This window comes from Psychrobacter sp. P11G5 (assembly GCF_001593305.1).
Taxonomy (GTDB): Bacteria; Pseudomonadota; Gammaproteobacteria; order Pseudomonadales; family Moraxellaceae; genus Psychrobacter.
Genome location: NZ_CP012533.1, coordinates 1681810 through 1693625, shown reverse-complemented (window position 1 = coordinate 1693625; position 11816 = coordinate 1681810). Strand labels below are relative to the sequence as shown.

Below are 11816 nucleotides of genomic sequence, written 5' to 3'. Positions count from 1 at the left end.
AAGACACATAGGATATTTAACTCTAAGGAAGGAGTATTAAATTGAAAGAGAATAAAATTGATTGGTTCATATTCGTATCCACATTTGTTTTGATTGTGGCTATCTGTCTTCCTTTGGTTCTATATCCAGAAAGAGGTAGTGAGATTGTCAGTCAAGCAAATGGATTTGTGACTTCAAACTTTGGAATGATGTTTTTGTGGGCTGGGACCGGAGGATTCGCCTTTTTAATCTATCTATTTTTTAGTAAACATGGAAAAATTAAATTCGGCACCAAAGATGAAAAGCCTGAGTTTTCAAACTTCAGTTGGGGTGCCATGGTTTTTTGTGCGGGTGTGGCTTCAGGATTGGTTTACTGGGGAACAATTGAGTGGGCTTATTATTATATGGCGCCACCTTACGGAATTGAACCAAAATCGATAGCAGCTGCTGAAATAGCGGCCGCATATGGTATTTTTCACTGGGGTCCCTCAGCTTGGGGATTCTTTGTCTTACCCGCTATACCTATTGCTTACTCCTATTATATTTTAAAAGTACCTATTTTGAGATTAAGTGAGATTTGCCGTATTGTGATAGGAAAACATGCAGACGGAGCACTAGGAAAAGCGATTGATGTTATATTTATGTTTGGGATCTTGGGAGCTGCAGGTACTTCCTTGGGACTTGGTACACCGCTAGTAGCAGCGGGACTAAGCAGCCTAACAGGAATAGAAGCTTCAATGTCAATGACCATATTTGTACTCGTACTATGTACCGCTTTATTTACATGGAGTGCCTACTCGGGCCTAAAACGCGGTCTAAAATTGTTAAGCGATTTAGCAATTATCTGCTCTATTATACTTTTGAGCTACATTTTATTAGTCGGGCCAAGCGAGTTTATTTTAAAAATGGGCACCAATAGTATTGGCATGTTATTCAGTAATTTTGTGCGCTGGAATACATATACAGACCCAGTAAGTGGGTCAGGGTTTGTAGAGAGTTGGACTATATTCTACTGGGCATGGTGGATTGTTTATACGCCATTCATGGGCTTATTCATTGCTAAAATCTCTAGAGGAAGAACTATTAGGCAAGTGATTTTGGGAGGAGTAGCTTGGGGTACGTTAGGTTGCACCGCTTATTTCTCAATATTAGGAAATTATGCCATGCATTTGGAATTAACAAATGTATTGTCAGTTACTGGATTACTAGAAGAAGTCGGTGCCCCTGCAACGATTATTCAAGTCATTGGCACCCTTCCCTTTGGGACCTTAGTAGTCGCTGTATTTAGTTTCATCGCCTTAATATTCTTAGCCACTACCTTTGACTCAGCAGCTTATATGATGGCTTCAGCAACAACACCAAATATTGGTATTAATGAAGAGCCTGCTAAATGGAATAGACTATTTTGGGCATTAACCTTATTTATCTTGCCTGGCACTTTAATGGTCTTAGGTGGGGATTTAAAGACTTTACAAACCGCTTCAATATTGACAGCGATACCTTTTATATTCGTAATTCTATTACTGGTCATCTCATTAATGAAGATGTTAAAAACAGAAGCACATCTCGATCCTCAATGGCAAGAAGAACCTATTGACTTGGCTAGTATGAGTTTGCACAAAGAAAAGCAAAAAACAGCTGTTGAGATTAAAGAAGAAGTATATGAGCTATAGCAATTAATACTACACTCAAGTTTTGAAAGGATGGAAAATATGCAAGAATATCAGACAGTTATATATGAAGTTACTAATAATATTGCTACGATTTCTCTCAATCGTCCCAAAAAATTAAATGCAGTAACAGAACAAATGACCGCAGATATATGGGAAGCATTGGATCAAGCTGAAAAGGACTCGAATGTAAGAGTAGTTATACTTACAGGATCTGGGGGGAATTTCTCTGCAGGTGCAGATTTAAAAGAGTCTATGGATCTGCCTTCCCCCATTGGCGATGAGCCATCAGAAGTATACCGTGCACAATTAGAAACCTTTTTACGGGTAGGATTAAAATTATGGGATCTAAAAAAACCCGTAATTGCAGCAGTGGATGGTTACGCTTATGGCGTAGCAGCAGATTGGGTGTTTTCTGCCGATCTTGCTATCGCATCTGATAAAGCAAGTATTGGGGAACCAGAGATCCGCTTTGGTGCTGCTCCAGCTACATTAATGATGCCGTGGATTGTAGGCTTGAGAAAAGCAAAAGAACTACTTTATACGGGTGATTCTGTTGATGCAGAAGAAGCTTATCGTCTAGGTATTTTTAATAAAGTGGTGCCACAAGAGCAATTAATGGAAGAAGCGATAAAGATGGCTGAAAAAATGGTCAGTGTGCCTGCTTCAGCACTTAAAATAACAAAGATGACAATCAATAAAACGTACGAGATGATGAACTTGAAACAGTCACTTGACTATAATATTGAAACGGCGATTTCTATGTTTTTCTTAAGTCAAGAACAAGAGTTTGCAGAGGCAGGACGAATCATTCGTGAAGAAGGATTAAGCGCTTTTTTAAAAGGGAAATAAGTATCTAACGACCAAAATATAATAATAGGTAGTTTTATATGTAAAAGATAACAGGTAATAACTGTTATCTTTTACGTCTAGGTCGCATAACAACTGACCCCTATCGAACCATTTGGATAAACTTATAGAATAGTGATTAATTCACAAAATCTTAGTGGATTCTTTACGATTGAAATTTACATTGAGTAGAAAAAATTGTTAAAAAGGAGAAATTATATCTTCTAGGGAGCTTTATGGTTTAGATAAGTAATAATCGTCTCATAACAAGTTTCACGGTAATAAGCGTGCAGCGTTTCGTCATCGCGCATCAACCACTGTAAAAGACAACCATCAATCAAAGCACGAATCATATGGCTTCCAGCTACCGTATCTACATTTTTAAAAATCCCTTCTGATTTTCCTTTTTCAATAATTTCACTACCTAAGAACCAACAATTCTTATAGAAGTTATTGTTCACTTCACGAAAGCTCTCATTTTTTTTCGTTTGAGCCAAAAATTCGAGATAAACACTATAAAATATTTTGTTATCTTTAGGACTCTTAAACACAGTATCAACATACGCGCGCATCATATCGATAGCCGTCGTTTCTTTTTGGATAGCGACATACTCATTTTGGAAAATGCGATCGGTCATCCATTCAAGTAAATGATAGAAGACATCTTCCTTGTTTTTGAAATAATAGCTGATAACACCTTTACTAAAGTCAGTGTAATCTGCAATATCTTGAAGCGTAACTTCGCTAAACCCTTTATCATTGATTGCTCTAAGTGTTGCACGTAACACCTGTTTTCTTCTTTCTTCTGCTCTCTTAGTCACTAAATCCACCTACCAGTTGTTCCACTCCAAAATATTGCTTAATAGCTGCTTACTATTTCTCACTGAAAGCAAGATAGTTAAGTAAAATGCTAAAAAGGTCCTCTTTGAACGGTCACTATGCTATAGAAACCATTCAATCTCCCCTAAAATCATAGCATTAAAACACATTAATTAATAATGAAAGATTGGATGAAAACCGACTATGACCCGAGGGAAAGCATCTACTCCTTTTTTAAGAATATAAAAGTATCAGTAACTTCCATAGGTATTTCAGCTATTTCGTTGAATTATCAATATCATCGTATCTTACACCATACATCTTAGCTAAATCAGCTACCACGTGATGAAAAACATCATTTCTGCAACTCGTATATCATGACAAACGAAAAAATTATTCTATCCGGTCAGATTTTTATTGACGCTGAGAACTAAAGACATTACACTCATACTGTAAACAAATATTTTAATTACAATAATTAGAATATCTAATTTAGCTAAAGCTTTAATTTTATTAAGATACGATAATTTGAGTTATATTCACAATTGATACTTATTAATAGACACGCTATTAAAAATAATCTGAACGGAGTAGAAAGAGCAATGGAAACTAAAGAATTTTCTAACATAAATTTAAGTACAGAAAACGGAATTGGCTACATAACTATTGATAGCCCGCCTGCTAATACATTAAGTACTACAACAATCAGCGGATTATCTGAATGTTTTAACTATGTGGAAGCAGATCAAAGTATCAAGGTAATTGTTATAACCGGTAAAGGGAAAATGTTCGTTGCTGGGGCAGATATAAAAGAGTTTACTGACGCCTTTCATGATGAAGAAAAAGGAAAGAAGTTATCCCAAGATGCACAAGCCGTTATGAATACAATTGAGTCTTCTAAAAAACTCGTTATTGCATCAATTAATGGCGCTTGTTTAGGTGGAGGGTTAGAGCTTGCCATGAGCTGTCATTTACGGATTGCAGCCAATGAAGCTAAATTGGGTCAACCAGAGTTAAATTTAGGTTTGATACCTGGGTTCGGCGGGACTCAAAGACTTCCGCGTATAACAAATAAAGCAAAAGCATTAGAACTTATATTAACTGGACAGTTTTTAAGTGGAGAAGAGGCAGAAAAAATAGGTCTCGTTAATAAATCAGTGCCACTTACAGAATTAATGAATGAAACGAAAAAACTGGCTGAATCAATTGCTCTCAATAAAAGCTCAGAATCTATCAAAGCAACTATTACAGCTGTTAATGAAGGTATGGCAACAACCTTAGAAAAAGGTTTAGAAATAGAATCAGAACAATGGGCTCAATTATTTAAGACAGAAAACATGATCGAAGGCGTTAATGCTTTTATGGAAAAACGCAAACCTACTTTTAAAGATTAACTTTCATAGCATAATACATGAGAACAGCATGAATATAGTCATATTTTTTATTAAACGACTATATTCATACTTATACTACCCTCTAATAATTTTATTAAATTTATTTTTTGGAACTTACTATCAAGCTGTTACTTATGATAGTTAACCGCAATCACTCATATTTTTATAAAAAATCCATAAACTTATATAATTTTAAATTACAAAATTTAGGAGTTCACATCAATGGTTGTTACGTCAGAAGTAAAAAACGGTATTGGCTGGCTAAAAATAAATCGACCTGAAGTCCTAAACGCTATTAATACTGAAGTAGTTGAACTGTTAACGAATGCTTTAGAAAAATGGGAAAAAGACTCTAACGTAGTGTTTGTTTGTTTGTACGGTGAGGGTCAAAAAGGATTTTGTGCAGGAGGAGACATGCGAAAATTCTATGATTTGGAAGCTGAAGATATCATACCTTATGCAGAGAAGTTCTTTTCAACAGAATACTGCCTAGATGCACTTATACATAACTATTCAAAACCTATTTTGGCCTATATGAATGGCATTGTTATGGGAGGTGGAGTCGGACTTTCCGTCGGAGCATCTCACCGAATCGTAACAGAAAAAACAAAATGGGCGATGCCTGAAATGAACATTGGGTTTTTCCCAGATGTTGGCGCAAGCTTTTTCCTCAATCAACTACCGGGATACATAGGTCGTTATCTTGCATTAACTGCAAAGGTTATAAAAGCAATCGACACTATCTATATTGGTACCGCTGATTACTATATCGAAAGCAATGAATGGGAAACTCTACAAACAAGATTACTCACTAAAGATTGGTCATCTGCCTCAGTCCATAAAGATTTAGATGAATTACTTACCGCAACCGGTACAACTTCATCAGATGTTTCAGAGCTGAAAGTGAACCAAGAATTAATAAACCATCATTTTCAATATAATACAGTAGAAAAAATAGTAGAGTCCCTGCGAAGTGAGTCAATTAATGGTAATGAATGGGCAACGCAAGAATTAAATAATATTCTTTCAAAATCGCCTACTTCATTAAAAGTCACCTTGCAGCAATTAATACATGGAAAAGACAAATCGCTTAACGAATGTCTTGAGATGGAAAAGGACATGGCCATTCATTTCATGGATACAGCTGATTTTTATGAAGGTATTCGTGCCGTTTTAGTTGATAAAGATGGTTCTCCAAAATGGGCTCCGAGCGAACTAGAAGATCTAACTGAGTCGGATATTGAGCACTATTTTTTAACACCTGTCAAAACACTATAAATCTAAAATAAAAACAGATACTTGAGTATAAACTACCAAAATTTTCTCTAGGTTATTCAATTTTTTTATACGATGAGTGCTTTCAAATCTTTAAAAAAATTAGGAGGTATTAGGGTGTGTTATATACTCATAACTCTGCTTGAACTGCCCCGCTTTATCGGAGGTTGACTTGCTTAAGTCAGCCAGCTAAACCTAATATTTTGAAATTATCATCATTTCGTCTTTCATATTCAAAACATTAAACATAACCAACCGCACTATTTAAACGGATCTTATTAAACCAAAGAACCTTTAACCTCCGACTCTGTCATTCTCTCCGTGTAGTGAATAGATAAGTATTGAACTCCTTTATCATTTATCATTTATCATTTCGATTACTCTCATTTTTGAACTTATTATATTCAACTGAGGCTTGTTGAATTGCATCTAACACCACTAAGTTTTGATACATATTAAAGGTGAGTCTATTGCGGACTTAGCTACCCGTTCAGATGGTGCTAGGTATATTAATTTGTGAAGTTTTATCCAAAAAAAAATTTGCATGTTGGATTAGATTTTTTGCAGTGACTCATTGGTCAATAATATATGTGGAAAATTGGATATTAGCGTGGATACATGTTAGTCACAAACTTCTATAGCAACCCTGTCATGCTTTAGTAACAAATATTGACGATAGTCGTAGTTACTGTAACCAAAAGAGTCAGTTCGCCTCAGGTAACTATCTTATGCCAGTGGGTTCTAGATTGCCAAAAAGACGTGATTTCTGCTATCTAGCTCGGCAAGCACATCGTATTCAACTGATTACGGTGCATTCCATTACTGAAACCCTAAAAGATCTAAACCTTTGGAGATTTACCATGCAATTTAAAAAATCCTTAATGACCGCTACATTAGTTACTATTGGCGGATTCGCTGCTATATCTAGTGCGAATGCTGCTGGTACAGAGTCAGGTAATTTTAACGTCAATATGACTGTGGTGTCTGCTTGCACCTTATCAGCTGCTCCTCTCACTCAAGATATTACTTTCGGTGAAGTTGCTGCGGGCGGCACAGCGGCTGCTAACCAAACCAACGCTACCACCCTCTCCGTGATGTGCTCTACAGGTGCGCCTTATGTGGTTAAATTAACCCCATCGAACGATAATGCTAGTGGTGCTGGTGTTATGACAGGACCAGCGCCAACAGATCTTATTACTTACCAGTTACACTCTGATTCAGCTGGCTTGAATGCTTGGGGTAATACCGGAGTATTAAATGGCGAAGCCGGTAATAGTGTTAGTAGCGTCGGAGAAGGCATGGAAGTTCCTCTCGAACATCCTGTATATGCCTCAGTGACCGGTAGCACCGACGTTACCGTAGGTGACTATACTGATCTGGTTAGCGTTTCTGTCGTTTACTAGCCAGCTATGTTAACTCTCTGGTTACACCGTGTTGCAAAATATAGTGTGATCTCAAGCTTGCTACTGTGTAGCAATTGGGCGATGGCGAGTGGCCTACAGGTCTCTCCCATCTCCTTAAGCATACAAGCTCGAGAAAATGCCAGTGGTCTGACCCTAAGTAATACTGGTGACAATGTGGTGCATGCGCAAGTGCGTGTGTACCACTGGTCGCAGGATGAAACAGGAGATCAGCTCACACTATCACGAGGATTATTGGCCAGTCCGCCAATGATTGAGCTTGACCCAAACGACAAGCAATTAATTCGAATTATCCGTGCCAAAGCACCGCCGCAAGGCAGTGGCGCTGTAGAAGATAGCTACCGGATTTTGGTTAATGAGTTACCGATTAAATCCCCTGACCAAAAAAGTGGCTTACAGTTTGCATTGAGCTATTCCCTACCCGTATTTGTACAACCTGTTGGAGTTGTCAAGACCGCCCCAAAACTGCAATGGAGCACGCATGTGCAGCCAGAGGGTAAGCAGATAAAGTTACGGGTCCACAATAGCGGCAATGGTCATGCCCAACTGGCAAGCTTAAGCTTTGTAGATGCTGCTGGTACTAGCATTGATGTCCATAAAGGTTTGCTGGGTTATGTTTTGCCAGGCGCTACCATGTATTGGACACTGAAAACACCGCCCTCGGCACTAACGACAGGTGGTAAATTCAAGGCAATGATCAATGGAACTGAGACAATACAAGACGTTACGCTGGACACTTCCGATCGCTAAAATAGCTTTACTGCAAAGCTTAATGATACCTATCAGTCATGCCATCGGATTAAATGATATCACGTCTACTTCTACCAACCTTCCCAGCGACAGTCTCGCACAGCTTGATTTAAACCGTAACAATCGTGACGAAAATGACCATCCAGACAAGCTTGATCTCTATTTAGAGGTTAAGCTTAACGGCGCAGACAAGGGTTTAGCGTCCTTCGAATATTATAATGACCAGTTATGGGCAAGTAAAAACGTATTGCAGCAACTTGGCTTTATAGTGCCGCCTGACACCCTCGAACCAATACCGCTAAACACCCTACCTGATATCAAGATCGATTATGACGCCCGCCAGCAAACGGTCGATATTATTGCACCGCTAAACATGCTCAACCTTGCCACGACCGTCGTTAATACCCGCAATAGTAAACGCCCACAACCGACCGCCTCGCCTGGTTTTCTGTTAAATTATAACCTTTATGGCACGCAAACAGAGGACAACGCGACCAGCCTAAGTGCTTATACAGAACTGCGTGCGTTTAATGACCTCGGTGTATTAAGCTCTACTGCCCTGACGACTGGCAATCGCTTTGCTGGTAGCAATACTAATAGCAATGATTGGGACAGCCGCACGGTACGTTTGGATAGCAGTTGGAGCAAATCATTTCCTGATAAGTTGCTCACTGTTAGAGCTGGCGACATACTCACAGGGGCACTATCATGGACAAGGTCGACGCGCTTAGGCGGACTGCAATTCGGCACTAATTTTGACCTACAACCCTATATGACCACCACGCCTTTGCCGTCATTTTTTGGTTCCGCTACCCTGCCTTCGGCGGTCGAGCTGTATGTGAATGGTCTCAAGCAATACAGCGGTGACGTACCTGCCGGTCCGTTTGAGCTTCATACAGCGCCTAGCTTCAGTGGTGCGGGCAATGCCCAACTCGTATTGACCGATGCATTAGGACAAAATACCACGCTTAATTTTTCACTTTATGATGCCCATCGTTTACTGCAACCAGGGCTGTCTGATTGGTCAGTAGAGCTTGGTGCCGTGCGCGAAAATTATGGTGTTAAATCTTTTGATTACGGCAGCGATATTGCGGGCTTTGGCACTTGGCGTTATGGGGTCAGTGATCGCTTTACTGCCGAAACCCATGCTGAAGTGACTGAAGGTCTTAGTAATGTTGGTGTCGGTGGCACTTGGTTATTGGGTAGTAAAGGTGGTGTCTTATTTGCCTCGCTAGCGGGCAGCGACAGCCAAGGTGAAGGTGGATTGCAATACAGTGCAGACTACTCTTGGAATAACAGTCGCTTCCATATCGGTCTCAATGCCACTGGTACTCATGGTGACTACCGTGACGTCGCCACACGTTACGGAGATGCTCCCAACCGCCGAAGTGAACAACTCTCAACAGGTTATAGCACACAATCTCTGGGCAGTTTTAGTGTGAGTTATAGCCAGATCGCTTTTGCGCAGCAAGAGACCTCACAGTTTGCCAGCGCCTCTTGGCGAAAGTCCTTTGGGCGACGGCTCAGCCTGAACGCTAACTACAATCATGATATCCATAACTCTGATAATAATAGTGTCTCTTTTGGCGCCTCGCTATCCTTAGATCGTAATATCTCGCTGAATAGTAGTGTGCAGAGCACCAACGATCGTCATGACTTGGTAACAGATATATCGCAATCAACACCAAGTGCGGGCGGCATAGGCTGGCGCGCGCAAGCAAGGCACAGTACAAGTAATAATAGTACGGGTAATAACAGCAGTACCGATGGCTTAGCCGAATTGAATTATCTTGGTCCATACGGACGACTACAAGCTGGTATCAGTAGTAACAACGATAACTATTCTACCTATGCTAGCGGTACAGGCGCGCTAGTTATGATGGGTGGAGGATTGTTTGCCGCACGCCAAATCAACAGTGGTTTTGCCGTGGTCTCCACTGATGGTATCGCCGATGTACCAGTGCTGCTACAAAACAGCCCCATCGGTACAACGAATAAACGGGGTCTATTATTGGTAACACCATTGAACGCTTATCAAGACAATAAGATAGCTATTGACCCTATGGATTTGCCCGCTGACCTGCGGATTGACAAGGTGAATATTGAAGCCACGCCGACTGACCGCGCAGGAGTATTAGTAAGCTTTGGCATCACACCAGTGCGCTCTGCCTCTGTTATCCTCACAGACAGTGATAACCAGCCACTACCGTTAGGCAGTCAAGTACAGTTACTTACGAACAAGGATGCACTTTCAGCAGTTATTGGATTTGATGGCGAAGTCTATTTGGATACCTTAGATGAGCACAATATCCTAACAGTGATAATGCCCTCTAATGATAGTTGTACGGTCAGCTTTGATTATCATAAACAAGGCGACGATATTCCACTAATCGGTCCTCTCATCTGTCAAAAGGTAGAAGAATAATGAAATTGTTAAGATGGAAATATAGTCTATTTTTGATAGTAGGTGCATGGTGGTTACCATCAGGGAATGCTTATGCCGCACCCAATGTTACTTGTGAAGCAGGTATGAATACAGCAGTGGGAAGTACCGGTAACGTGAACATTAGCGATGGTGTCACCCCCGCCAACGCCGATGACGCAAGGATTAGTGCTACATTGAACTACAGATGCACCAATAGCGGCTCCGCAGGATATGTATCGGTCTGCCTTGCGGTAGATGGTGGCAACAATAACAGCACTTACCCTCCGCGTTACATGAAGAATGGGGCTGTCGATTCAAGCTTGGCTTTTACCATGACATTGCCAGGAAGTATTAATTGGGGCACCCGCAATTCTAGTGGTTCTGAATTCAACTCAGGCTCACTCGCTATTGCCGAAAACTCATTTATCTCAGGCAACGTGGCTATTGATATCTCTCTGCTCTCAAACTATGACAACGCTCTCGCAACATCCGGAACCTACATCAACGATTTCAATGGCAGTCATACCGCATTAACGTTTAGGGCTAACGAAATATCATCTGGCCTTGACTGCTCAACAGGTAATTTAGGAGTAGATCAATTCCCATTTACCGTTCAAGCGACCGTAATTCCAAGCTGTTTAGTTACCTCTACCACTGATGTCAATTTAGGTTCTCATTCTGCAAATAGAAACAATATCATGGGCAATAACTCTAGCGCGCTTGGCGTGACTTGCACAAATGGTGCACCCTATAATATTGGCTTGATGCCCTCCAATAACAGTATAGATGGTGCTGGTGTCATGAGCGGTACGGGCGGCAATACCGATAAGATACCTTATCAACTGCGTTCAACTGATGGTGCAAGTGGAAATATATGGGGAAACACCGCCACCTCGAATAACGTAGGGAACGGTGTAGTAGGTACTGGCGATGGAACCTCTCAACTAAAGACTGTCTATGTTACTGTCCCCAGTGCCGATTTTAAACCTGATAACTACTCCGATATCGTAAGCATTAACGTCAATTATTGATAGCAGCTGCTCCTTTGAGAATAATAAAACTTTGTGGTTTTAGATATTTAAATCTCATTCCTATGGTTATAGTGCTCATTAGATTAGAGCGAGAAAAATTGTGTTTGCCGATTGCTATCGATAAGAACATTGAAAGAAAGTATTTATTTTGCGAATGTGTAAGCAGGAAAGTGATACATATTCACCATAAAACCAACATAAAC

9 protein-coding genes are annotated in these 11816 nt (G+C 40.2%); 8 read left to right on the top strand and 1 reads right to left on the bottom strand.

Annotated features, from left to right (window positions below):
* Nucleotides 1–41: 41 nt before the first annotated feature.
* Nucleotides 42–1652: a BCCT family transporter gene (locus tag AK825_RS07070; protein WP_068035781.1), complete on the top strand. Its 1611-nt coding sequence runs from the start codon at nucleotides 42–44 to the stop codon at nucleotides 1650–1652.
* Between the two features lie 39 nt (nucleotides 1653–1691).
* Complete coding sequence (locus AK825_RS07065; RefSeq protein WP_068035779.1) at nucleotides 1692–2501, top strand: enoyl-CoA hydratase/isomerase family protein; 810 nt, start codon at nucleotides 1692–1694, stop codon at nucleotides 2499–2501.
* A 221-nt stretch (nucleotides 2502–2722) separates the two neighbouring features.
* Here AK825_RS07065 and AK825_RS07060 read toward each other — a convergent pair whose 3' ends face one another.
* A complete protein-coding gene (locus AK825_RS07060) occupies nucleotides 2723–3319 on the bottom strand; it encodes a TetR/AcrR family transcriptional regulator (RefSeq protein WP_068035777.1) in 597 nt (198 codons plus the stop codon).
* 600 nt (nucleotides 3320–3919) lie between these two features.
* On the opposite strand from AK825_RS07060, the gene AK825_RS07055 reads away from it, so the two are divergent.
* From AK825_RS07055 to AK825_RS07030, 6 genes are all read left to right on the top strand, one after another.
* Entirely contained in the window at nucleotides 3920–4711 is a 792-nt protein-coding gene (locus AK825_RS07055; RefSeq protein WP_068035776.1) for an enoyl-CoA hydratase-related protein, read from the top strand.
* Nucleotides 4712–4933: 222 nt separating this feature from the next.
* On the top strand, nucleotides 4934–5989 hold the full coding sequence (locus tag AK825_RS07050; RefSeq protein WP_068035775.1) for an enoyl-CoA hydratase/isomerase family protein: 1056 nt from the start codon (nucleotides 4934–4936) through the stop codon (nucleotides 5987–5989).
* 725 nt (nucleotides 5990–6714) lie between these two features.
* Complete coding sequence (locus tag AK825_RS07045) at nucleotides 6715–7389, top strand: spore coat U domain-containing protein (RefSeq protein ID WP_082787194.1); 675 nt, start codon at nucleotides 6715–6717, stop codon at nucleotides 7387–7389.
* 6 nt (nucleotides 7390–7395) lie between these two features.
* Entirely contained in the window at nucleotides 7396–8157 is a 762-nt protein-coding gene (locus AK825_RS07040) for a molecular chaperone (protein WP_068035772.1), read from the top strand.
* Nucleotides 8108–10582 carry a fimbria/pilus outer membrane usher protein gene (locus AK825_RS07035; RefSeq protein WP_068035771.1) on the top strand — a complete coding sequence of 825 codons (2475 nt, stop codon included), beginning with the start codon at nucleotides 8108–8110 and terminating at the stop codon, nucleotides 10580–10582. Before AK825_RS07040 ends, AK825_RS07035 begins: the two co-directional genes overlap by 50 nt.
* Nucleotides 10582–11613: a spore coat protein U domain-containing protein gene (locus AK825_RS07030; RefSeq protein ID WP_068035770.1), complete on the top strand. Its 1032-nt coding sequence runs from the start codon at nucleotides 10582–10584 to the stop codon at nucleotides 11611–11613. The genes AK825_RS07035 and AK825_RS07030 overlap by 1 nt, the downstream gene beginning before the upstream one ends.
* Nucleotides 11614–11816: the final 203 nt, after the last annotated feature.

Excerpts from the sequence above, each read along its gene's own strand:
- AK825_RS07045 (WP_082787194.1), top strand. The coding sequence starts at position 6,715 with ATGCCAGTGGGTTCTAGATTGCCAAAAAGACGTGATTTCTGCTATCTA.
- AK825_RS07055 (WP_068035776.1), top strand. The coding sequence starts at position 3,920 with ATGGAAACTAAAGAATTTTCTAACATAAATTTAAGTACAGAAAACGGA.
- AK825_RS07050 (WP_068035775.1), top strand. The coding sequence starts at position 4,934 with ATGGTTGTTACGTCAGAAGTAAAAAACGGTATTGGCTGGCTAAAAATA.
- AK825_RS07035 (WP_068035771.1), top strand. The coding sequence starts at position 8,108 with ATGGAACTGAGACAATACAAGACGTTACGCTGGACACTTCCGATCGCT.
- AK825_RS07030 (WP_068035770.1), top strand. The coding sequence starts at position 10,582 with ATGAAATTGTTAAGATGGAAATATAGTCTATTTTTGATAGTAGGTGCA.
- AK825_RS07040 (WP_068035772.1), top strand. The coding sequence starts at position 7,396 with ATGTTAACTCTCTGGTTACACCGTGTTGCAAAATATAGTGTGATCTCA.
- AK825_RS07065 (WP_068035779.1), top strand. The coding sequence starts at position 1,692 with ATGCAAGAATATCAGACAGTTATATATGAAGTTACTAATAATATTGCT.